The organism is Ruegeria sp. O6 (assembly GCF_056535045.1).
In genome coordinates this window covers 202,196-224,209 of the sequence record NZ_JBQERM010000003.1, presented here as the reverse complement: position 1 = coordinate 224,209, position 22,014 = coordinate 202,196, and the positions used below count along the sequence as shown (strand labels likewise).

General features: G+C 57.3%; 28 protein-coding genes. 13 read left to right on the top strand and 15 right to left on the bottom strand.

The annotated features are described in order from the left end of the window. Positions 1-5: 5 nt before the first annotated feature. Positions 6-890 (bottom strand): LysR family transcriptional regulator, encoded by an 885-nt coding sequence (locus tag ACR0DY_RS06440; protein ID WP_480545858.1) that lies wholly within the window; start codon positions 888-890, stop codon positions 6-8. A gap of 86 nt (positions 891-976) precedes the next feature. Here ACR0DY_RS06440 and ACR0DY_RS06435 point away from each other — a divergent pair, with 86 nt between their 5' ends. Both ACR0DY_RS06435 and ACR0DY_RS06430 read left to right on the top strand, forming a co-directional pair. Further along, positions 977-1,609 (top strand): methyltransferase domain-containing protein, encoded by a 633-nt coding sequence (locus ACR0DY_RS06435; RefSeq protein WP_480545859.1) that lies wholly within the window; start codon positions 977-979, stop codon positions 1,607-1,609. Positions 1,610-1,683: 74 nt separating this feature from the next. Beyond that, positions 1,684-2,133, top strand: a complete 450-nt coding sequence (locus ACR0DY_RS06430; protein WP_480545861.1) for a YtoQ family protein — start codon at positions 1,684-1,686, stop codon at positions 2,131-2,133. 47 nt (positions 2,134-2,180) lie between these two features. Here ACR0DY_RS06430 and ACR0DY_RS06425 read toward each other — a convergent pair whose 3' ends face one another. Continuing rightward, a complete protein-coding gene (locus ACR0DY_RS06425; protein ID WP_480483025.1) occupies positions 2,181-2,879 on the bottom strand; it encodes a glutathione S-transferase family protein in 699 nt (232 codons plus the stop codon). Positions 2,880-3,021: 142 nt separating this feature from the next. Here ACR0DY_RS06425 and mscL point away from each other — a divergent pair, with 142 nt between their 5' ends. Together mscL and ACR0DY_RS06415 are read left to right on the top strand one after the other, a co-directional pair. Beyond that, positions 3,022-3,450: a large conductance mechanosensitive channel protein MscL gene (gene mscL / locus ACR0DY_RS06420; RefSeq protein ID WP_480483027.1), complete on the top strand. Its 429-nt coding sequence runs from the start codon at positions 3,022-3,024 to the stop codon at positions 3,448-3,450. 130 nt (positions 3,451-3,580) lie between these two features. Further along, positions 3,581-4,369, top strand: coding sequence for a mechanosensitive ion channel family protein (locus ACR0DY_RS06415; RefSeq protein ID WP_480545983.1), 789 nt, complete (start codon positions 3,581-3,583; stop codon positions 4,367-4,369). Positions 4,370-4,530: 161 nt separating this feature from the next. Here ACR0DY_RS06415 and ald read toward each other — a convergent pair whose 3' ends face one another. After that, a complete protein-coding gene (gene ald / locus ACR0DY_RS06410) occupies positions 4,531-5,649 on the bottom strand; it encodes an alanine dehydrogenase (protein ID WP_480545862.1) in 1,119 nt (372 codons plus the stop codon). Between the two features lie 135 nt (positions 5,650-5,784). Here ald and ACR0DY_RS06405 point away from each other — a divergent pair, with 135 nt between their 5' ends. Then, entirely contained in the window at positions 5,785-6,243 is a 459-nt protein-coding gene (locus ACR0DY_RS06405; RefSeq protein WP_209506641.1) for an Lrp/AsnC family transcriptional regulator, read from the top strand. A 3-nt stretch (positions 6,244-6,246) separates the two neighbouring features. Here the strand turns inward: ACR0DY_RS06405 and ACR0DY_RS06400 are convergent, their stop codons facing one another. Beyond that, positions 6,247-7,086 carry a CPBP family intramembrane glutamic endopeptidase gene (locus ACR0DY_RS06400; RefSeq protein ID WP_480486571.1) on the bottom strand — a complete coding sequence of 280 codons (840 nt, stop codon included), beginning with the start codon at positions 7,084-7,086 and terminating at the stop codon, positions 6,247-6,249. A 273-nt stretch (positions 7,087-7,359) separates the two neighbouring features. Between ACR0DY_RS06400 and ppk2 the strand changes: the two genes are divergently transcribed. After that, complete coding sequence (gene ppk2 / locus ACR0DY_RS06395) at positions 7,360-8,277, top strand: polyphosphate kinase 2 (RefSeq protein ID WP_209506639.1); 918 nt, start codon at positions 7,360-7,362, stop codon at positions 8,275-8,277. A 48-nt stretch (positions 8,278-8,325) separates the two neighbouring features. Here the strand turns inward: ppk2 and ACR0DY_RS06390 are convergent, their stop codons facing one another. Next, positions 8,326-9,453: a CAP domain-containing protein gene (locus ACR0DY_RS06390; protein ID WP_480483031.1), complete on the bottom strand. Its 1,128-nt coding sequence runs from the start codon at positions 9,451-9,453 to the stop codon at positions 8,326-8,328. A gap of 298 nt (positions 9,454-9,751) precedes the next feature. Beyond that, a complete protein-coding gene (rpsU, locus tag ACR0DY_RS06385) occupies positions 9,752-9,958 on the bottom strand; it encodes a 30S ribosomal protein S21 (RefSeq protein WP_005614280.1) in 207 nt (68 codons plus the stop codon). A 111-nt stretch (positions 9,959-10,069) separates the two neighbouring features. Here rpsU and ACR0DY_RS06380 point away from each other — a divergent pair, with 111 nt between their 5' ends. Further along, a complete protein-coding gene (locus ACR0DY_RS06380; protein WP_480483033.1) occupies positions 10,070-10,762 on the top strand; it encodes a COQ9 family protein in 693 nt (230 codons plus the stop codon). A 61-nt stretch (positions 10,763-10,823) separates the two neighbouring features. Further along, entirely contained in the window at positions 10,824-11,810 is a 987-nt protein-coding gene (locus ACR0DY_RS06375) for an NAD(P)H-quinone oxidoreductase (protein ID WP_480539034.1), read from the top strand. A 30-nt stretch (positions 11,811-11,840) separates the two neighbouring features. On the opposite strand, the gene ACR0DY_RS06370 is transcribed toward ACR0DY_RS06375, so the two are convergent. Beyond that, complete coding sequence (locus ACR0DY_RS06370; protein ID WP_480545864.1) at positions 11,841-12,698, bottom strand: DUF2189 domain-containing protein; 858 nt, start codon at positions 12,696-12,698, stop codon at positions 11,841-11,843. Positions 12,699-12,891: 193 nt separating this feature from the next. Between ACR0DY_RS06370 and ACR0DY_RS06365 the strand changes: the two genes are divergently transcribed. Next, positions 12,892-13,875, top strand: coding sequence for a quinone oxidoreductase family protein (locus ACR0DY_RS06365; protein ID WP_209506634.1), 984 nt, complete (start codon positions 12,892-12,894; stop codon positions 13,873-13,875). A 128-nt stretch (positions 13,876-14,003) separates the two neighbouring features. Here the strand turns inward: ACR0DY_RS06365 and ACR0DY_RS06360 are convergent, their stop codons facing one another. The 8 genes from ACR0DY_RS06360 to ACR0DY_RS06325 form a co-directional block, all read right to left on the bottom strand. Next, positions 14,004-14,480 (bottom strand): YHS domain-containing (seleno)protein, encoded by a 477-nt coding sequence (locus tag ACR0DY_RS06360; RefSeq protein WP_480773364.1) that lies wholly within the window; start codon positions 14,478-14,480, stop codon positions 14,004-14,006. A gap of 192 nt (positions 14,481-14,672) precedes the next feature. Next, on the bottom strand, positions 14,673-14,942 hold the full coding sequence (locus ACR0DY_RS06355) for a hypothetical protein (RefSeq protein WP_209506632.1): 270 nt from the start codon (positions 14,940-14,942) through the stop codon (positions 14,673-14,675). Further along, positions 14,939-15,544 (bottom strand): glycerol-3-phosphate 1-O-acyltransferase PlsY, encoded by a 606-nt coding sequence (gene plsY / locus ACR0DY_RS06350; RefSeq protein WP_209506631.1) that lies wholly within the window; start codon positions 15,542-15,544, stop codon positions 14,939-14,941. The genes ACR0DY_RS06355 and plsY overlap by 4 nt, the downstream gene beginning before the upstream one ends. Further along, positions 15,544-16,824 (bottom strand): dihydroorotase, encoded by a 1,281-nt coding sequence (gene pyrC / locus ACR0DY_RS06345; RefSeq protein ID WP_480486581.1) that lies wholly within the window; start codon positions 16,822-16,824, stop codon positions 15,544-15,546. Before pyrC ends, plsY begins: the two co-directional genes overlap by 1 nt. Further along, complete coding sequence (locus tag ACR0DY_RS06340) at positions 16,821-17,207, bottom strand: hypothetical protein (protein ID WP_480486583.1); 387 nt, start codon at positions 17,205-17,207, stop codon at positions 16,821-16,823. The genes pyrC and ACR0DY_RS06340 overlap by 4 nt, the downstream gene beginning before the upstream one ends. Further along, a complete protein-coding gene (locus ACR0DY_RS06335; RefSeq protein ID WP_480539025.1) occupies positions 17,192-17,710 on the bottom strand; it encodes a hypothetical protein in 519 nt (172 codons plus the stop codon). Before ACR0DY_RS06335 ends, ACR0DY_RS06340 begins: the two co-directional genes overlap by 16 nt. Beyond that, positions 17,707-18,642: an aspartate carbamoyltransferase catalytic subunit gene (locus ACR0DY_RS06330; protein WP_209598687.1), complete on the bottom strand. Its 936-nt coding sequence runs from the start codon at positions 18,640-18,642 to the stop codon at positions 17,707-17,709. The genes ACR0DY_RS06335 and ACR0DY_RS06330 overlap by 4 nt, the downstream gene beginning before the upstream one ends. 59 nt (positions 18,643-18,701) lie before the next feature. Beyond that, complete coding sequence (locus ACR0DY_RS06325; RefSeq protein ID WP_480826584.1) at positions 18,702-19,316, bottom strand: scavenger receptor class F, member 2; 615 nt, start codon at positions 19,314-19,316, stop codon at positions 18,702-18,704. An 83-nt stretch (positions 19,317-19,399) separates the two neighbouring features. Here ACR0DY_RS06325 and ACR0DY_RS06320 point away from each other — a divergent pair, with 83 nt between their 5' ends. The 4 genes from ACR0DY_RS06320 to moaB are packed head-to-tail and all read left to right on the top strand — an operon-like array spanning position 19,400 to position 21,929. Next, positions 19,400-20,167 (top strand): uracil-DNA glycosylase, encoded by a 768-nt coding sequence (locus ACR0DY_RS06320; RefSeq protein WP_480545873.1) that lies wholly within the window; start codon positions 19,400-19,402, stop codon positions 20,165-20,167. After that, a complete protein-coding gene (locus tag ACR0DY_RS06315; protein ID WP_480474980.1) occupies positions 20,164-20,763 on the top strand; it encodes a metallophosphoesterase family protein in 600 nt (199 codons plus the stop codon). Before ACR0DY_RS06320 ends, ACR0DY_RS06315 begins: the two co-directional genes overlap by 4 nt. Next, positions 20,760-21,380 (top strand): LysE family translocator, encoded by a 621-nt coding sequence (locus ACR0DY_RS06310; protein ID WP_480545875.1) that lies wholly within the window; start codon positions 20,760-20,762, stop codon positions 21,378-21,380. The genes ACR0DY_RS06315 and ACR0DY_RS06310 overlap by 4 nt, the downstream gene beginning before the upstream one ends. A 6-nt stretch (positions 21,381-21,386) precedes the next feature. After that, complete coding sequence (moaB, locus tag ACR0DY_RS06305; protein WP_480897955.1) at positions 21,387-21,929, top strand: molybdenum cofactor biosynthesis protein B; 543 nt, start codon at positions 21,387-21,389, stop codon at positions 21,927-21,929. Positions 21,930-22,014: the final 85 nt, after the last annotated feature.

The following is a 22,014-nucleotide window of genomic DNA, read 5'->3' as shown; positions in this document are numbered from 1 at the left end:
GTTTTTTATTTGGACAGGAACTTGGTCAGTAAGTCATAGACCAGCCGGATGCGGCGGCTGGTGTGCAACTCGCGATGCGTGGTCAACCAGATCGGAAATGTGATAGCCTCCATCCCGGGGCACACACGCTCCATACCTGGTGCCGCATCACCGACGGTCTGCGACATGGGCGCTATGCCAAAGCCTTGTTTGGCGTATTCCCAAGCCACTATTCCGTTCTGAGACCCAAGCCGGAAATTCTCGTTGGTCAGGTGAATGCCAAGCGGCTTCAGATAGGCGATCATCTGATTGTTGTCGCCAAAGCTGATGAACTCATGCCGTGAAAGGTCCTGCTTTGATTTCGGGCGTCCCGCACGGTTGAGATACTCTGTGGTTGCATAGAAATGCCCCGACGCCTCCTGTACCAGCTTCGCGATTAGGTCGGGTTGATCAGGACGGACATGGCGGATCGCGATATCTGCCTCGCGCCGCATAAGATCCTGAATATCGTTTGAGGCAATCACGTCAATCCGCAGGCGCGGGGCTTGCGCCCGGATTTCGCGCAGCAGGTCGGGCAAGACATAGGCCGACATCACGTCACTGGCGGTGATGCGAACCCGGCCTTCAATGGATTGTGCCTGTCCGGACGCCGTCAGCGCGATGCGGTTGGCGGCGTCCCCCATTTTGCGAGTATGATCCAGCAGCTCCAATCCGGCCTGAGTGATCTCAAGAGTTCTGCCAGCCCGTTCAAACAGCATCACGCCCAGGTCCTGTTCAAGCGCTGCTATCTGACGACTCAGCGTAGGCTGGGTTTGCCGTAGCTGCCGTGCCGCTGCGGAAAATGACCCGGTTTCAGCCGTCGCCAGAAAGGCCCGGATGTGGTTCCAATCAAAATCGCCAAACTCATTCATACAAAAATGTATAGTAAACCTGCAAATTTCGGCAATTTATATTCGGTCTGCGCATGAATAAATTCTCTCCGAAAGGAGACCCCTCAATGACCACCACTGCGAAATTCTGGGATGGAGTGGCCGAGAAATATGCCCGCTCGCCTATCAAAGACATGGCTTCGTACGAGCAAACGCTGGAACGGACAGCGTCTTACCTGAAGAAAACCGATGATGTTCTGGAACTTGGGTGCGGCACGGGTATGACTGCTCTGAAGCTGTCCGGATATGTAGGATCTATCACTGCAACCGACGTGTCCCCCGGTATGTTGGCCGTTGGACGTCGAAACGCCGCTTCGCAAAGCATCGAAAACGTCACCTTTACCGAGGCTGATGCAAATCGACCGCCTGAGGGTTCATTTAATGCGGCGCTGGCATTCAATCTTTTGCACCTGGTCGAAGATCTGGATCTGACATTGAGCCAAGTACATTCGGTCCTTAAACCCGGCGGACTGTTTATTTCGAAAACATTTTGCCGACCGTCCAGTGCGGCGAGCCTGAAGTATTACGCTATTCGTCTCGCGCTTCCGATCATGCAGTTCTTTGGTAAGGCTCCGTTTGTGCGATTCCTGCCTGAGGCGGATCTTGATGCGGCCCTTGAACGCGCCGGGTTCAGCATCATCGAGAGCGACAGTTTCCCCTTACGTGACGCCCGCCGATTCCTAGTGGCTCGTAAAATGTAAGGTTCTTCCGGAATTCGCGTTGGGCTTTGGGTGTGGGACCCTTAAATTGGTCGGAAACAACAGCGGAGTTTGCCATGGGCCTGAACGTTTATCTTTCCGGAGAAATCCACACTGACTGGCGTGAACAGATCATCGATGGGGCGCAAGGCTTGGACGTGACCTTCAACAGCCCTGTTACTGATCACGCGGCCAGTGATGATTGTGGTGTGGCCATTCTTGGGGCCGAGCCGAACAAGTATTGGCACGACCACAAGGGAGCGATGGTCAATGCGATCCGGACCCGCAAGGGGATTGCGGATGCGGATGTTGTCGTCGTCAGGTTTGGTGACAAGTACAAACAGTGGAACGCCGCCTTTGACGCGGGTTATGCTGCAGCACTGGGCAAGTCTATCATCGTTCTGCACGGCCCGGATCATCAGCACGCGCTGAAAGAAGTTGATGCCGCCGCACTGGCCGTGGCGGAAGAACCCGCTCAGGTGGTCGAAATTCTGCGTTACGTGCTGACAGGTGCTCTGCCTGGCTGATCGATAATAGGGGCGCCGGTTTGGCGCCCCGTTTCTTTCAACTGTTATCAGTCTCGTGCCGGTATGGCTTTGCCGCGCTGAACCGCTGGGCGTTGGAAGAAACGATCAACATAAGCGACGACATTGGAATAGCCGTCCCAATCAACGACATCCTTCGCGCCATAGAAATCCAGTGCATTCAGCCACGGGGCAAGCGCGATATCCGCGATGGAATATTCGCCCGCGATCCAGTCTTGTCCTTCCAGTTGCGTATTCACCACGTTCAGCAGGCGCTTGGCTTCGTTGATGTAACGCTCGCGCGGGCGCGGATCTTCTATCGCGCTGCCAGCGAATTTGTAGAAAAACCCGAGCTGGCCAAACATTGGCCCGATGCCGCCCATCTGAAACATCAGCCATTGGGTGATCCGGTGCTTGTCTGCTGCGGTTTGGCCAAGGAACTTGCCCGTTTTCTCGGCCAGATACAGCAGGATTGCACCGCTTTCGAACAGGGCCAGCGGTGCACCGTCGGGTCCGTTGGGGTCGATTATCGCCGGGATCTTGTTGTTCGGGTTCAGCGACAGGAACTCGGGACTTTTGACATCCGAGTCTGCCAGGGTCACCAGATGCGCCTCATAGGGCAGGCCGGTTTCCTCAAGCATGATCGAGGCTTTGACGCCGTTTGGCGTTGGATAGGAGTAGAGTTGAAGGACCTTGGGATCTTTTGCAGGCCATCTGTCGGTTACGAAAAAAGGCGCAAGTTGAGACATGGTAACTCCTGAGAAATGCCATTTGGGGAAAAATAGGGTGGCTTTCCCCTAAAAAACATACCCTTATTCATGCGTTTAACGCACAATTCCTATGCGCTCATGCGTGAACAGAAGCGTGGTCTTAGAAAACAAGAGGGATGCTATGCTGGAAGAATTCAAGACATTCATTGCCAAGGGCAATGTCATGGACATGGCGGTTGGTATCATTATCGGTGCCGCGTTTACCGCAATTGTTACCTCGTTGGTGGGCGATCTGATCAATCCGCTTATTGGATTGTTCACAGGGGGTATCGACTTTACGAACAATTACGCCGTTCTTGCAGGCGACGTGGCCGAAGGTGCCAGCCTTGAAGCGGCACGTGAAGCAGGCGCATCCGTCTTTGCCTATGGTGCCTTTATTATGGCGATCATCAATTTCCTGATCATCGCCTGGGTCGTCTTCATGTTGGTAAAAATGGTGAACAAGGTCAAAGACGCTGCCGAAGCAGAGGAAGAAGCGGTTGAAGAGGCACCCGCAGGTCCCAGCGAACTGGACATCCTGATGGAAATCCGGGACGCTTTGAAGAAGTAGATCTGTCGTTTCGTTGCGACATCGGGCTCCGCACCAATCGCGGAGCCTGTTTTATTAGAATTGACGAACAGAAAACACGAGGAAATTCGAGATGGAACAAACCGCCGACTTGGCTGAGCAGGCGATTGGTATGGCCAATCAATACTTGCCCATTGCCTTGAATGCAGCGAAGGCTCTGATCGTTCTTGTTCTGGGTTGGATCGCCGCCCGAATGATCGCGGGTGTTGTACGCCGCCGGATCAACAGAACGCCGCAGATCGACCCGACACTCGGAAATTTTGCCGCCAGTGTGATCAAGTGGGCAATTCTGGCCATAGTTCTGGTCGCAGTTCTGGGGATCTTCGGGATAGAAGCCACCAGTATCGTCGCCATTCTGGGCGCTGCGTCACTGGCTGTTGGGTTGGCACTTCAGGGTACACTGAGTGATCTTGCGGCCGGTGTGATGTTGGTGGTTTTCCGGCCCTACAAGCTGGGACAGTATGTGGATATCGGTGGCACGGCAGGAACCGTTATGGACCTGAGCCTGTTCACGACCGAGCTTGTGACCCCCGACAACGTGCAGATCATTGTTCCAAACGGTCAGGCATGGGGGTCGATCATCACCAATTATTCAGCCCATGACACACGACGTGTCGATCTGGTGTTTGGAATTGATTATGCGGACAGCGCAGATACCGCCATGCAGATCATTCTGGATGTGGCCAAGGCCGACCAGCGCATTCACAGCGACCCTGAACCCTGGGTTCGGGTCACGAATCTGGGTGACAGTTCGGTCGATCTGACTGCGCGGCTATGGTGTGCCGCAGCCGATTACTGGGACGTCAAGTTCGAGCTTACGAAGGCGGTTAAAGAGGCGTTTGACGCCAAAGGTGTTTCGATTCCGTATCCGCATTCGGTCGAAATTCAAAAACAGGGGTGACAGCTGGCGCTCATTGTGTGGGCGAGCATTCATCCCTTCCGCGTGTTGAAAAGGGCACCGCGCAGAAACGCGGTGCCCTTTTTTGTGAAAGCCGTCGGTTCGATACCGACCGCGCCATCTTGAAAATTGCCATCAACAGGCAACTTCAGGAGTGGAGGTACTTACGATTTGACCACCACATTTGGCGAAACAACATCGATGCCAAGGGCCTTGCCAACGGCATAGTATGTCAGTTTGCCAGCATGAACGTTCAGACCTTCCATCAGGTGCGGATCGTCCTGACATGCCTGTTTCCATCCTTTGTCGGCCAACGACAACATGAACGGCATTGTGGCATTGCCCAGTGCGATGGTCGAAGTGCGCGCGACAGCACCCGGCATGTTGGCAACGCAGTAATGCATGATGCCATCGACATCGTAGATGGGGTCGGCATGGGTGGTGGCTTTTGACGTCTCAAAGCAACCGCCTTGGTCGATGGCGACATCCACCAGTACTGCGCCGGGTTTCATCGTCGACAGCTGAGCACGCGACACCAGTTTTGGTGCGGCTGCGCCGGGGATCAGAACAGCACCGATGACCATATCGGCGTCCTGGATCAGTTCAGCGGTCGCACCTGCTGTCGAATACTGGTTCTTGAAAGTTCCGCCAAAGACATCGTCCAAGTAGCGCAGACGCGGCAGCGACCGATCCAGAACGGTGACATCAGCCCCCATTCCGGCGGCAATCTTGGCCGCGTGTGTCCCTACGACACCGCCGCCAATCACAACCACTTTGGCCGGGCCGACGCCGGGAACGCCACCCATCAGAACCCCACGGCCGCCATTGGCCTTCTGCAGGGTCCAGGATCCGACCTGAGGGGCCAGACGACCCGCGACCTCGGACATAGGTGCCAGCAGCGGCAGACCGCCGTTGGCATCCGTTACGGTCTCATAGGCGATTGCGGTACAGCCCGACTCCAGCAGGTCATGCGTCTGATCCGGGTCCGGAGCCAGGTGCAGATAGGTGAACAGCAGCTGGTCTTCACGCAGCATCTTGCGTTCCACAGCCTGCGGTTCCTTGACCTTGACGATCATGTCAGCGGTGGCAAACACCTCTTCCGCGGTGTCAATAATTTGCGCACCAGCGGCGACATAGGCGTCGTTGTCGAAACCTGCGCCGATGCCTGCACCGGATTCGATCAGGACTTGGTGTCCGCGTGCGACCGCTTCCTGAGCGGCATTGGGCGTCATCCCGACGCGAAATTCCTGAGGTTTGATTTCCTTGGGGCAACCGATTTTCATTGGGCTCTCCGTTCACAAGCTGCTTAAATTATGTGCATTTTGCCGCGCAATTTCTGTGAAAGAAAACGTGCCAACGGACTTTTCTTTGGAAGAATTTCCCGTACTATCCGGAAAACTCGCAAAGGAATTGCAGGAATGAGCCTAGACACGACTGATCGAAAGATTCTGGCCGCACTTCAGAAGAATGGCCGGATGTCGAATTCGGAACTGTCTGAACAGGTCAACCTGTCTCCGTCTGCGTGCCACCGCCGCGTTCAACGGTTGGAGGTTGACGGCTATATCCGCAACTACGTGGCTCTGCTGGATGCGCGGAAAATGAACGTGCCTACCACCGTCTTTGTCGAGATCACGCTACAAGGCCAGGCCGAAGAGGTTCTGGATGTGTTCGAAAAGGCGGTGGCCCGAATACCAGATGTGCTGGAGTGCCATCTGATGGCCGGAACCGCAGACTACATTCTGAAGGTCGTGGCGGAAAACACAGAAGATTTCGCGCGTATCCACCGGCAATACTTGTCGCGCTTGCCTGGGGTGGCGCAGATGCAAAGTTCATTTGCGCTGCGTACCGTGTTCAAGACCACGGCCTTGCCGGTCTGACCGTCATAACGGGCCGGGATAGGTGAACAGCAGCAGGTGGGTCAGATTGAACCCGAAATGCATCGCAACAGGCACCCAAAGCCGACCGGTTGCAAAATATCCCAACCCGCACCCCAGCCCGAGAAGGGATGCGAATACCACAAGCGCGGGTCCTCCGCCGATATGCGCCAATCCAAAGAGCAGGCTGGCAGCGACCAGACCGCCTGTTGCCCCAAGGCGCAAGGTAATGGCCGACTGCAAGTAGCCGCGAAAGAACGCCTCTTCCGTAAGACAAGTCAGAAACAGGTTGGACAGGCAAAATACCAGCCACCAATAAGGGGCTGAGAGGTCCATGCGCACGGCGCCCAGCGATAGACCCAGCAGAAACAGGCCGGGCAGAATCAGAAAACCCGCTAGCAAAGGTTTTATTCTGGTCTTGATTGGGCTGTTCAGCATTCCGGGCCAAGCCAGAAGAACGGCAAAGAAGACCATGGGTTTGTCCAGATTCAGGTGCAGTGTGAAACTTGTGCTCGAGGCACTTGCCTGCACCTGATCCAGCAGTTTCAAATTGTTGAATCCTGGCAACAGATGTGCCCCCAATGCCAGGCACCACAGGATCAACAGCGTATGCCCCGCAATAGCCAGCAGACCTGTATGGCGTGGGAGGAAGAAGGCCACGATCAGACCAAGCGCCACTGCCACGATTGCTGTCGGTGACATCAGTCCGGTAACCGAGGCGACACTGACGAACAGAATCAGCAGGGCATACGCAAGTCCGGATCGTCGCCCCATCGCCGCGACTTGCGCTGTGATCAAGATCAGCCAGGGCCAGGTGACCGGCAATGTCGAAAAGAAAAACGTCACGGCGTTCTCGTCTGAATTGTGGACTCAGTCATGCTGCACAAAAACAAGGCAATGCAAGCAACTAGAAAGCGCGCGACTGATGCCTTGTGTCAATTCTTGTGCTTGTATCCTTTGGGCCAGACGTACACATTCGGGTAAAAGACCATATACCCGTCCAGACCCTGATTTCCGATTGAGACTGCTGCAACGGATCGGCTTCAATTTATCTGATGACATCAGGCGGTTACACAGGCCCGATATGGTTCGAACCCGATGACTGAGAAGGAGCTGATCTTGGCTTACGAAAACGATGGGGGCACCAAGAACTGGCTTGAGGCCGAGTTGGAAGACACGCTGGACGAAGATTTCGAGATCGAGTTCAGCGAGCCTATGCTGTCGATGGAAGTCCGCAAAATCTATCGGGACCAGCACCCCGAAATGCTGGATCGCAAGGTCTATTTCCGAAACCTGCTGCGATTGCAGGCCGAGTTGATCAAGGTGCAGGATTGGGTGCAGCACACTGGTGCCAAGGTTTGTATCCTGTTTGAAGGCCGTGACAGTGCGGGCAAGGGGGGCGTGATCAAACGGATCACGCAGCGTCTGAACCCCCGTGTCGCCCGTGTGGTTGCTCTGCCAGCGCCCAGTCGCCGCGAGCAGAGCCAATGGTACTTTCAACGCTACGTGCCGCATCTGCCTGCCGCGGGTGAAATCGTGTTGTTCGACCGCTCGTGGTACAACCGGGCAGGGGTTGAACGGGTGATGGGCTTTGCGTCCGAGGATCAGGTCGAACAGTTCTTTCAGGACGTTCCCGAATTTGAACGGATGCTGGTCCGGTCAGGGATCATTCTGCTGAAATACTGGTTTTCGATCACGGATGAAGAGCAGCAACTGCGGTTCCTCATGCGTATTCACGACCCGATGAAACAGTGGAAACTGTCACCGATGGATCTTGAATCCCGTATTCGCTGGGAGGCGTATACGAAGGCCAAGGAAGACATGTTGTTCCGAACCAACATACCCGAAGCGCCGTGGTATATCGTTGAGGGCAATGACAAGAAACGCGAACGTCTGAATTGTATTGAGCATCTGTTGACCAGAATCCCCTACGAAGACGTGCCACAGGAAAAGGTCAATTTGCCGGACCGTCGGTACAATCCTGAATACGAGCGGCGGGTTTTGCCAGACGAGCTTTACGTCCCAAAGATTTACTGAGTAACGCATGCGAGGCCGGCAGGGCCGACCTCGCACAATTTCAAGTGATCAGGCTGCATCCATCATGCAGTCATGGGTGAAGATATTGATCATGAAGACATCGCAGCCATCGTCTTCGGCTGTTTCGGTGTCGACAGGCTCAATCTCGGTCTCCGGGGTGGTATCTAGGGTCGGCATGATATCGACGTCGTCGACATCTGCCACATCAGTGCCGTCATTCATGTCGTCGGCCCAATCAAACTCGTCTAACTGCGCTTGCAGGTTTTCAAGGAAGCTGGCGATTTCATCCAGAAAGGCCTGAATGTCAAAGCAGAAGGCTTCCGGCTCACCGCCATCCACGACTTCGGTATCGGGTGTTTCAGGTTGCGGTTCCCCGGTTTCGGTTACGTCAGTATCGGGCGCTTCAGGTTCCGGTTCTTCAGCTTCGGTTACGTCAGTGTCCGGTGTTTCGGGTGTTGGTTCCTCGGTACCGGGGGTTTCAGGTTCCGGTTCTTCGGTCTCAGTGACGTCGGTATCAGGCGTTTCGGGGTCCGGTTCTTCCGTCTCTGTGACGTCGGTGTCCGGTGTCTCGGGTGTCGGCTCCTCGGTTTCGGGGGTCTCAGTCCCAGGCTCCTCGGTCTCGGTGACGTCAGTATCTGGGGTTTCGGTTTCCGGTTCCTCGGGCTCTGCAACTTCATCCGGTGTTGTCGGGGGAACGGGCGGCGCGTTTGTATTGCCGTTGTCCAGCATGACAGCCGCGTCGGTTGCGGCAAAGTTTTGCGTAACCATCACCGCATCGAAGCCCTGCATGTCACCGGCTTCGATCCCGATCCCGATATATTTGAAATCCGGGTTTAGGATATTGGCGCGGTGACCCGGACTGTTCATCAGGTTTTGATGCAACTGGGCGACATCGTCGCTGATACCCGGCGCGCCGCGTTCGGACTGCCATGCGATGTTTTCCCCGGTGCGCCAGCTTCCTTCAAGATCGAACCCCGCGTTTTGCATCCGCTGGGTTGCGCTGGAACCGCCTGAACCGGTGTGGCTGAAGGTGTCTGTATTCAGCATCCAGGTGCTGTGATCTTCGGACGAGTCGTTCAGCTGCGTTTCAAGTTGCAGCGGGTTGAGACCGCGGGACGTGCGCTCCTGGTTTATCAGCGCCAGCATCTCGCGTTCGTTTGTACTTGCAGTCGACATATTTGCCTCCGTTTGTGTTTGTGTCCTTGCGGACGGGCTCACTTAGAGGCGGGGACGTCGCGGGTGATAGAGGGCGGCGCAATTCAGGCGAGTTTTGGCGGCCCGATGCTACCGAGACGAGATTCGCTGCGCTGCAAAGCGCCGGGCAAAACACTGCCTGTACGGAAATGGCAGCTTGCCGCACAACCTGAACCACGAGTCGGCGGATTGTATCCGAGCCCTGAAACGACAAACCCCCGGGGCCATGCCTCGGGGGTCGTCAAATAGTGTCATCCAAAGCTGGACGAAATCAAAGATCTCAGAGCAGACCTTCGCGCTGGGCTTTCTTGCGCGCCAGTTTACGGGCACGGCGAATCGCTTCAGCTTTCTCGCGCGCTTTCTTCTCGGACGGTTTCTCGAAATGTTGCTTGAGCTTCATTTCACGGAACACGCCTTCGCGCTGCAGCTTTTTCTTCAGGGCACGAAGCGCCTGATCGACGTTATTGTCGCGAACACTAACCTGCATGTGGTTGTCACCACCTTTCTAGATAGAGTTGCAAGGAAATTGCAGGAGTTGGCCGTATAGCAAAGCCGCCCTAACTTGTCTAGTACTGGACCTGACAACCGGAGAACCGTCATGACCACAACATATGAAGATGCAAAACGGCAGCTTTTGGACGCGATGCTGAATCATGTTCCTTTCGACGGCTGGTCGGAAACCAGCTTTCGCGCCTCGGTTTCCGATTGTGGTCTGGATGACGGTTTGGCACGTGCAATTTGCCCGCGCGGGGCGGTTGATCTGGCACTGGCCTTTCATGCGCGCGGCGATCAGGTGATGCTGGACCGCCTCAGGTCCGAGGACATGAGCGGTCTAAAATTCCGCGATAAGATTGCCGCTGCGGTCAGGTTCCGGTTGCAGGCTGTTGAAGACAAAGAGCTGGTGCGCCGGGGCATGACGCTGTTTTCCCTGCCAGCATATGCGGCCGATGGGGCCAAGGCGTTATGGCAGACCTGCGATCTGATCTGGGACACGCTGGGCGATACGTCAGAAGATGTGAACTGGTACACCAAACGGGCAACCTTGTCGGGGGTCTATTCCTCGACCTTGCTGTTCTGGCTGGGCGATGACAGCCCGAACCATCAGCGCACGTGGGAGTTTCTGGATCGCCGGATCGCAAATGTCATGGAGTTCGAAAAGCTCAAGGCTCAGGTGCGTGACAACCCGGTGTTGAAACCCTTTCTTGCAGTTCCGAACTGGCTGGCGGGTCAGGTGAGGGCACCGTCCAAGATGCGGGGTGATCTGCCAGGCATGTTGAACCCCAGAAAGTAACGCGTCTTGGTGCTGGGCCTTGCCTCTGATGCCTGTTAGGCATTGGGCAAAGGAGGTGCCTATGACCCAAATGATGCGTGCTGTTGAGATCACTCAACCGGGTGGTCCCGATGTTTTGCAGCTGACCGAACGCCATATCCCTAAGCCGGGGGCCGGACAGGTTGTATTGAAAGTGGCCTATGCCGGGGTGAACCGCCCCGACGCTTTGCAACGCGCGGGCGCTTACGATCCTCCGCCGGGTGCCAGCGACCTGCCGGGGCTTGAGGCTTCGGGCGAAGTGGTTTCAGTTGGTGCGGGGGTTGAAGGACTGTCTGTCGGCGATCGGGTCTGCGCACTGCTGCCGGGCGGAGGATATGCGGAATACGTTTCGACCCCAGCGGCCCATTGTTTGCCAGTGCCTGCAGGTATGGGAATGAAAGAGGCAGCGTGTCTGCCCGAGACATTCTTTACAGTCTGGTCCAACGTGTTCATGCGTGGCGGGTTGAAGGCAGGTGAACGCTTTTTGGTTCACGGTGGGTCCAGTGGGATTGGTACGACGGCAATCCAACTGGCCAATGCCTTTGGCGCGCGCGTTTTTGCCACGGCTGGGTCGGATGAGAAATGTGAGGCTTGCGTCAAGCTGGGCGCGGAAAAGGCGATCAACTATCGAAACGAGGATTTCGTAGCAGCCATGCGCGCCGAAGGTGGGGCAAACCTGATCCTTGATATGGTTGGCGGTGGTTACATTCCGCGCAACGTTAAAGCTCTGGCCGAGGATGGGCGGCTGGTGCAAATCGCGTTTCTGCAAGGGCCTGTGGTCGAGCTGAACTTTGCCCTGATGATGGTCAAGCGTCTGACCCTGACCGGCAGCACCCTGCGCCCGCAAAGCGATCTGGCCAAGGCGCAAATCGCGCAGGACCTGCGCGAAGCTGTCTGGCCTCTGTTGGATGCCGGAAAAGTTGCGCCCGTGATGGACAGCGAGTTTGATCTGACCGAGGCAGCCGCCGCCCATGCGCGCATGGAAAGCTCGGGCCATATTGGGAAGATTGTTCTGAAGATCGCGGGTTGAGTTTTGAATGCGCGGGCGTGTCCCGCGCGTTCACGCAACGGCGCGGCGATACAGATGCCACGTGGCATGACCCAGAACGGGCATCACCACGATAAGCCCCAACAGCAATGGCAAAGCCCCCAGGAATAAAAGCACTGCCACGATGAATCCCCATGTCAGAATGACTCCGGGGTTGTGACGCAGCACCCTAAATGATGTCACAACAGCAACCGGCAGGCCCACTTTGCGGTCCAGCAGTAAGGGAAAACTGACCACGCTGATCGCCAGAGCGCAAAGGGCAAAAACAAACCCAACCGCAGTTCCGACAATGACCATCGTCCAGCCCGCAGAGGTCGTAAACACCTGTGTGGCAAATGCGCTGAGCGACGCAGGAACCTCGGGGCCCATCGTGTAGGTGTGAATGCTTTGCGCCACCATTAGCCAAAGCAGCAGCAGCATTACTAGGTAAAACCCCAAAACCAGAATTGCTCCGAACGACGGCGATCGAAGCACACCAAATGCGTCCAGCCAGTGAACCTCGCTGCCCTGTTCACGTTTACGGCTGATCTCATAGAGGCCCACGGCCGCAACAGGTCCGATCAGCGCGAAGCCAGCGACCAGAGGGGCCAGAAGCGGAACCAGATTGGCGTTCAGGGCAAAGCCGAACATCAAAAGCCCGGCGATCGGATAAACCAGGACAATGAATACGACATCCGCTCGGGTTTCGAGAAAATCCTGATACCCCGCCCTCAGGCAGGCCCGTAGGTCTTGCAGGGTCAAGGTCTGCACCATTGGTACTTGCGTTGGATCTGCACTGCCAAGTTGCGAGACGCTTTCGGTGACGTGGTCACTTGTGGCGCCCAGTGCCTGGGCTGCCCAGCTGATCGGATTTCCGATTGTCTTAGCCATTTCTTCACCCTTCCCTGGCGAGACTTGCGCCGCGGAACGGATCCGGCATTCAGTTGCCCGTGGCCGGTCCAACCGGCAACGCCATACCTCAGTATAACATAAATTTGCGAAATCTGGATCAATACTCCGGCATCGGACGGATTGCCCTGTGTCACAGTCATGTTAGCTTGATGGCAGGCAAGAGGAGATCAGGATGCAGCAAACAGCGAAAACGGTTGTGATTCATGAATTTGGTGGGCCTGAGGTTCTGCGGATCGAAGACAGGCCAGTGGGCGACCCCGGTCCGGGTGAGATACGTATTCGGCATCAGGCCTGCGGGTTGAACTTCATCGACGTATATCAACGCACCGGCCTGTATCCCCTTGATCTTCCACATGCTTTAGGCATGGAAGCGGCGGGTACCGTTGAAGCGGTTGGGGAAGGGGTAACGCATCTTCAGCCGGGGCAGCGGGCCGCTTACGCCGCAGCCCCGCCCGGTGCATATTGCGAGGCGCGTGTGATGCCCGCTGCGCAGGTTTGCCCGCTGCCGGATGGCATCACATTCGAAGCCGGCGCAGCGATGATGCTGAAAGGTCTGACAGTTGAATACCTGTTTCACCGGACCACACCATTGAAGCGGGGCGATACGGTTCTGTTCCACGCGGCAGCTGGCGGGGTCGGGCTGATCGCATGTCAATGGGCTAAATCAGAAGGCATCACGTTGATCGGAACGGCGGGGAGTGACGAGAAATGCAGCCTTGCCCGGTTTAACGGGGCCGCGCATTGCATCAATTACCGGTCCGAGAATTTCGCAGAACGCGTGGCTGAGATTACAAAGGGTCAGGGTGTAGACGTGGTGATGGACTCGGTCGGGGCGGACACATTCGAAGGATCACTGGATTGCCTGAAACCGCTGGGCATGATGATTTCCTTCGGCAACGCCTCGGGCCCGGTTCCACCGTTCAACCTTGGAGTTCTGGGCCAGAAAGGTTCGCTCAAGATCACCCGGCCCACGTTGTTTACACATATCGCGGACCATGCGGTGTGTCAGGCAATGTCGCGTCGCCTGTTTGGCAAAGTCGAGGGGGGTGAGGTCAAAATCCATGTCGATCAGCGCTTTGCCTTGGATCAGGTTGCTGATGCGCATCGCGCGCTTGAGGCGCGGCAAACGACCGGCAGCACAATTCTGGACCTGTAACGCAGTACCGAAACGCCATTGCCCTTAGAATTGGGATACTTGATGCGCCGGATGGGAAGGACAAGAGGTCTTCAATGACATACGGCGGCGGAAAAACCGCCGCCGCTGTGCCTGAAAAAAATCAGGTTTTACTGCGATTGCAGCTCTGCCGGGGATTTTTCAGCAATCGTTTCCCAGTTTGCGCTCGCGCTTTCGATGAAACCCGGGATGTCGCCTTCCCAGCGCTCCTGAATGTCTTTGGACAGGTTCAGATACAGCTTGTTGTCAACGATCTTCCAGTGGTTCGGGTCGCCGTCGAATTTAAAGCCCATGGCCGCGCCGAAGGCACAATAGCCGCCATATGCAGGCAGGTACGCTTCGGGGTTGGCTTCAAAGGCAGCTTTGTTTTCTTCCGACGCGAAACGGTACAGGGCCTCATCATGCAGCGCAGTGATGCGGTAATCGCCTTTTGTCGCTTCGCCAGCGGTGAAGTACGCCACCGGATCATAACCCTGCATGGCTAGACCGGTCGAGCTTGCGTTGATTTCGACGCCAGCCGCCAGTGCGGAGGTTGCCAAAGTGACAGACAGTGCCACGCCACTGATCAGAGATTTAAACTTGTTCATTGTTTCACCTTTCGTGAAATGAGCCCGTTCAGCACCGCAATAATTGCCGCCGTAAGGCCCAGATTGTTGTCCTGTGTGGCCCGTAATTGACCGTCACGATAGCGATCTGGGAAGCGGGCTGATCACGTTCAAAACAATGATTTGTGATTGTGCGCAGGTGATAGAGCCACTGTTCTTTTTTGCCGAGCCACCTCAGGCATCCGGCCTTAAGTTCAGAACAAATGCGATGACTTTGTTTGCGGGCATTTCACAGGGTCGCAGCAACGCGCCGCTGCCCATGGTCTGATACAGGTTCAGGCTGATATAGTCGGTTCCGCCTAGCTCGTGCGCGACCAGCTTGTGGGATTTACCACCCGCCATTAGTTGACGCACAACAACATAGCGCCGACCGCCGGAGGTTCCGGTGAAACTGCCCAAGGGCAGTGCAAAAAGCGCAGACAGAAATGCGCCTGATGCGGTCACGGCTTTCCGATTCTGGGTTCCGTTCCGGCCTTGATCCGCGCAACGTTCGAGCTGTGCCGCCAGTAGACAAGAAGTGTCAGAATTATCCCAAGGATAAATGTAGTCCCGTTTGTCAGCAACAGCACCCAGGTTGTGGAAAGCGCAGCGGCTGCCAGTGCACCAACCGAGGATATCCGCCAGATTGCCGCCGCGACCAGCCAGGTAAGGCAGCAGGCAACACCGACGCGCCAGTCCAGTGCCAGCCAAAGCCCCAGGAAGGTCGCCACGCCCTTGCCGCCCTTGAAGCCCAGCCAAACCGGAAAGCAATGGCCCAGAAACGCCAAAAGTGCAGCAACCTGGGCCGCATCTTCACCCGCATAGGCACGCGCAATCAGAACGGCTGCCGCGCCCTTGCCTGCGTCAAACAGCAGGGTCAGCGCCGCAGCGGTCTTGTTGCCGGTACGCAGAACGTTGGTTGCTCCGATATTGCCGGAACCGATCTCGCGCAGATTTCCCAACCCCATGAACTTGGCCAGCAACAGGCCGAAGGGAATAGAGCCCATCAGATATCCAACCACCGCCCATTGGAGCAGTTCGCTAGTTGAGTTGTCGATTGGGGGCATCAGGGTCTCCGGAACACTTCATTACCTGCTACATAGGTCGAAATGACCTTACCTTGCATCCGCTGGCCGTCAAATGGAGTGTTCTGAGATTTCGATTTTAGTGCAAACCGATCAAGCACAAAAGGCACATCCGGGTCGAACAGAACCAGATCCGCTGGCGCGCCTTTCGACAGGCGACCGCTGTCCAGTCCAAGCCGCTTGGCCGGGTTAAGGGCCATGGCCCGAAACAGCGTCGGCAAATCCAGCTGACCCGCGTGATACAGACGCAAGGCCGCGGGCAGAAGCGTTTCCAGCGCGACCGCACCCGAGGCCGCTTCTTCAAACGGCAGCCGCTTGCTTTCTTCGTCCTGAGGGGTGTGCATCGAGCTGATGATATCGATCAGCCCGGTGCGAACGGCTTCAATAACCGCTTGCCTGTCGTCTTCTGATCGCAGCGGCGGCTTGACCTTGAAGAAGGTGCGATAGTCGGCCACGTCAAGCTCGTTCAACGTCAAGTGGTGGATCGACGTCCCTGCGGTTATGTCCAGCCCATTGCGCTTGGCGCGCTCCAGCGCAGGCAGCGCCCGGGCAGTGGTGATTTGGTCGGCGTGATAGGCGGCGCCGGTCATCTCCAGCAGGGCAATGTCGCGGTCCAGCCCCATCCGCTCTGCCATCGGTGACACTGTGGGCAGGCCGCGCAATGCCGCGAACTTGCCACTGGTCGCTGCGGCCCCGGCGCTCAGCCCCGGCTCTTGCGGGTGGGCTATCACAAGCGCGCCACAGGATTTCGCATAGGTCAGGGCACGGGAAAACACCTTGGTATTAGTGATGACGTGATCGCAATCGGTGAAGGCGATTGCACCCGCGTCCATCAGAAACCCGATCTCGGTCATCTCACGCCCTTCGCGCCCTTTGGTCAGGGCAGCCATCGGCAGAACATTGACTGGCGCATCGGCCTGCGCCCGGCGTGTCGCGAATTCCAGCGTTTCCGGTGTGTCGACTGCTGGCAGAGTATCCGGTCGGGTGACAATCGTCGTGACACCGCCAGCTGCAGCAGCAAGTCCTGCTGACCGATAACTTTCCTTATGACGTTCACCGGGTTCACAGACCTTGACGCCAATATCGATGATGCCAGGGGCGAGGCACTTGCCGTTGCAATCTACGATATGCCCTTCAGTACTCGGCGCGCTTCCTTCGCCTCGGGCGGTAATCCGGCCATTGTTTACCTGCAACCAGCCAGTTGACTCTGTTCCGGCTTCGGGGTCGATCAGGCGGGCGTTGGCGAAAAGAACGGAAGTCATGGAACAGCCCTTTCGATGGCGGCCTTCGTGGCGGCGGGATCGGTCTGATACTTAATCAGGTGTTTGTCGCCGCCCTTGGTAACGACTTGGACAAAACTGCCCATGGTTTTAACCACCTCGATCTGATTCAGCGGTACTTTGCGTGGACCGGGGCCGGTCAACAAAGTGCCGGTCATCTCCCAGTTAGCAGCCAGTTCTTCCGACGCCAGATACCACGCGCGGATGCCAATTGCGGCGAGGCCGGCAGGTGCTCCGGTCCAGACATAAGGGTTGCCGGTCAACCACAAGACAGCCATTGCTCCGGCCATGGCAGCGGCCGCAAGCCATGCATTGGTGCGGATATACGCGCCCTTGTCCGGGGCAAAGACTACAGGATCAGCCATAGAATCCCTCCGGTGATCAAAAGTACTGCCAATGCCATAACGGCCGAGCCTATGCGGAGCGGTTTGTTGTCAACCGGCGCGGTTTGCGGGGCCGAGAAAGGCTTGGCGCTTTCGGTCTCGATCGTTCCGCCGGTCCAATTGGTCGCCTCTTCCGTGAAAAGACCAATCATGTGAAGCCGGGGATCGGGTTCAAGTGTCGTGGCCTGGTCTTTGAACGCTGCGCTGCGCAAGACCATGACCCATCCGCCGATCTGCGCCAGCGCCGCACGGTCCAACTGATCCTCGGACACGCCGCACCCTTCGTTCAGATAGCCGTAAAGCCCAAGTTCTTCGAGGTCGGATACCGGAAAGATGTCGATGTGCTCGGGGTCCAGCCCGTCGATGCCAAGCACCTGTTCGGCAGCCCCCGGTTCGCGCAGGAACTTCGCCTCTTCCGGGCGCATGTCCAGCGCGAACAGGCGCAGGACGCCGCGTTCATGAGGGGCGACGGTCAGATTGCTCATGCAACCTCGCGCAGGTTTCGGGCCAGAAGGTCCATGGCGGCCATGCGGACAGCGACCCCCATCTCCACCTGCTCCTGTATGACGGATCGATTGATGTCATCAGCCAGGGTTCCGTCGATCTCAACCCCCCGGTTCATCGGGCCGGGGTGCATGACGATGGCATCGGGCTTGGCCAGCGCCAGCTTTTCCACATTCAGGCCATAACGGTGGTAGTATTCGCGTTCTGACGGGATGAAGCCCCCATCCATTCGTTCTTTCTGAAGGCGCAGCATCATGACCACATCGACGTCTTTGAGGCCTTCGTTCATGTCGTCATATACCTCGGCCCCAAACTCGGCGAATTGCGACGGCACGAGTGTGGGCGGGCCGATCAGACGAATGCGGTTTTCCATCTTGCCCAGCAGGATCAAATTGGATCGAGCAACACGAGAGTGCGCGACATCGCCGCAAATGGCGATGTTCAGACGGTGCAGGCGACCTTTGGCGCGGCGGATCGTCAGCGCGTCCAGCAAAGCTTGTGTCGGATGTTCATGCCGCCCGTCGCCTGCGTTCAGAACAGCGCAGTTGACCTTTTGCGCCAGCAGGTCGACCGCGCCCGAATGCGGGTGACGCACCACCAAAAGGTCGGGATGCATCGCGTTCAGGGTCAGCGCAGTGTCGATCAGCGTCTCGCCCTTTTTGATCGAACTGGCCTGCATCGCCATGTTCATCACATCTGCACCCAGACGCTTGCCAGCCAGTTCGAAGCTTGCCTGCGTTCGGGTCGAGTTTTCAAAGAACATGTTGATCTGGGTGAGCCCCGACAACACATCCGAATGTTTGGTCGACTGGCGGTTCATGTCGACATAGGTTTCGGCCAGATCGAGAATTTCGGTGATATCGGATTGCGACAGATGCTCGATGCCAAGAAGGTGACGATGGGCGAAACGCATGGGCGGGCTCCTGTCTGACAATCGGGCCGCTTATAGAAAGCCCCGCGGGGCAAAGCAACCTAAGGATCAGAACCCTCTGGCAGTTTTTCACAGCCACCCTCTGGCAGGCATTGTTCACCCGGTTTGCACCATTTGCCGTATCCGCAGTCGATGGCTTTGATCGGCACGCAACCCTGATGGGTCGAGCATTTGAATCCCGGACGGCACTGCGAGCCTGTTTCCTCGCACAGGAACCATCCCGGACGGGAACACCCCCCGCCCGGCAAGCAGGACGAGCCGCGCGCGCAGGTGCGGCCATCCTCGCATATCGTAGGAGGGGCTGTATCCGGATCTGGTGTGATCCGTTCGCATTCGCCGCGCCCATTGCAAAAACTGTCACCGGGGCAATCCAGACGCGATGTGCATTTGTTCGCGCCTGCGGGTGCACAACGCGCTCCTCCCGCCACGCAGCGTTCAAACGGGCCGCAGCTGCGCCCGCCACCGCAATAGGTACCGCCCAGCGGTATGCAGTGCCCATCAAAGCTGCATCTTTGACCACCTGAACAACAGGTGGTGCCGCATTTGAACTGGCCCGCACGGCATTGGCCCTGTGCGTCGTGGAACGTCGCCAATACCGGATCGCCGGTAAGCACCAGCCCAAGCCCGATCAGGAGGATTCGCAAGGTTCTGAGCATCGTGCCCTGATGGTCGGCGCGACAGAGCGACCAATCAAGCCCAATTCGCTTTCCATCAGCCCTCAGGCGGGTAAATTATCCATATGGAATCGGGCTTGGACTATTACTCTGCACGGGCCTTGCTGGAATGGCAGGTCGAACTGGGCGTGACCGAGGCAATCGGGGACGCTCCGGTTGATCGATATTCGGTGCCGGACACGTCACCAAAGCCCAAGAAGGCAGAGGTTGCGGCAGCCATCCCGTCAAAGCCCGGACAGGCCGACCCGGTAACGGTTGCGCAAGCAGCAGCCAAGGGGGCGGGGTCACTGGATCAGCTGCGCGGTGCAATGGAAGCTTTTGATCACTGCGAGCTGAAGCGCGGGGCACGGCAGTTGGTTTTTGCTGATGGAACGCCCGGTGCGCGGGTGATGATCATTGGTGAGGCGCCGGGCCGCGACGAAGACCGCGAGGGCAAGCCCTTTGTCGGGCGCGCGGGCCAGTTGCTGGATCGCATGTTGGCCGCGATTGATCTGGATCGCAGGCAGAACGTCTATATCACAAATGTGCTGCCGTGGCGGCCCCCACAGAACCGTGACCCAAAGCCCGAAGAAATAGGGATGATGAAGCCCTTTCTGGAACGTCACGTGGCGCTGGCCCGGCCCGAGGTTCTGGTGGTAATGGGCAATATCAGCTGTCAGGCTGTTCTGGGGAAACGCGGGATTACCCGATTGCGCGGCCAGTGGGATCAGGCGATGGACCTGCCTGTGATCCCGATGTTTCATCCAGCTTATTTGCTGCGCCAGCCGCAAATGAAGCGGCAGGCTTGGGCTGATCTGCTGGAGTTGAAAGCCCGGCTGCGAGGTGAGTCATGAAGGTCTTGGCGTTTTCCGATCTTCATATGGCGCGAAACCGCGCCGCTGATCTGGTGGCGGCCAGCGCTGATGCCGACTTGGTCATCGGCGCAGGGGACTATTGCAACATGCGGCAGGGTCTGGATGAGGCGATGCAAATGCTTTCGGGCGTTTCAGCGCCGCTGGTCCTGATACCCGGGAATGCCGAAAGCGCAGAGGATCTGGGCAAAGCGGTGCCCGAGGGTGTGCATGTTCTGCACGGAACGGGAATGACAGTGGATGGATTGCGCCTGTTCGGGCTTGGCTACGGTGTTCCACCCACACCGTTTGGTGATTGGTCCTGCGATCTTACCGAAGGTGAGGCCGCCGAACTGCTGGCGCGCTGCGGCGGAGCAGATATCCTGATTTCGCACTCGCCGCCCAAGGGTCATGGGGATGTGACCTCGCAAGGCATGGCTGTGGGCTCGATCGCTGTTCGGAACGCGATCGAGCGGATACAGCCCCGTTTCACGTTTTGCGGCCATATTCACGACAGCTGGGGATATCGCGGCTCGATCGGCCGCACCCGGATCGCCAACCTTGGTCCCAAGGTAAACTGGTTCGAGGTCGCCTTATGATTGAGTTGGTAACGCTGCTTGCCTTCATTCCCGCCGCGCTGGCGCTGAACCTGACACCGGGCGCGGATATGATGTTCTGTTTCGGTCAGGGCCTGCGATCAGGTCCGCGCGCCGCAATTGCCGCAAGTGCCGGGATATCCGCGGGTGGAATGATACAGGTCCTTCTGGCTGGGCTGGGCCTTGGCGCGGCGGTTGCGACCTTGCCATGGCTGTTTGATGTCATTCGCTGGGTTGGTGTTGCATACCTGCTGTACTTGGCCTGGGGTGCCGTTCGAAATGGCGCAGTGTCAGCCGAGGCACCCGTCAAACCGGCCCGGTTGTCCTTTCGGGATGGGATGCTTGTCAATCTGACGAACCCCAAGGTTATTCTGTTCGTTCTTGCCTTTATCCCGCAATTTGTAGACCCGTCGCGGGGATCGGTCCTGATGCAGTTTTTGATCTTCGGCACAATCATCGGCATCGGTGGGTTCGTCGTGAACGGGCTGGTTGGTGTTTTCGCCGGAAGCGCGGGGCGCCATCTGGTCTCGAATCCGCGCGCCTCACGTATTCTGGGCTGGATTACAGGGGGCATTTTTGCGGCCCTTGCGGTCCGGCTTGCCATTCTGGAAAGGGCCTGACACCACATGTCGCGCATTGACGTAACCATGGAGTTCATCCCGGTTAAGATCGCCGTACTGACTGTTTCGGATACCAGATCGATGGAAGAGGACCGCTCGGGTCAGACATTGGTGGACCGGATTGAAAAGGCTGGCCATGTCGTCGCGGATCGGAGAATAATTCGGGACGAGCGCAAACAGATCGCAGAGCAGTTACGCGCGTGGGTGGCGGACGAACAGATCGACGTCGTGATTTCGACCGGCGGCACGGGTCTGACTGGGCGCGATGTCACCGTCGAGGCGCATCGCGATGTCTATGAAAAAGAGATCGAAGCCTTTGGCACTGTCTTCACGATCATCTCGATGGAGAAGATCGGAACTTCGGCGGTGCAGTCGCGGGCGACGGGGGGCGTTGCGGGGGGGACATACCTGTTCGCCTTGCCCGGCAGCCCGGGGGCCTGCAAGGACGCGTGGGACGGTATTTTGGAAAAACAGTTCGATTATCGCCATCGCCCGTGCAATTTTGTGGAAATAATGCCCAGATTGGACGAACATCTGCGACGGAAGTAGACTGGTCATACGTTCCATTCCGTATAACCGCCTTGTGGCTTGGCATATTTCCTGATCCAGCTACATGTTGTGGACGGCAGCGTGG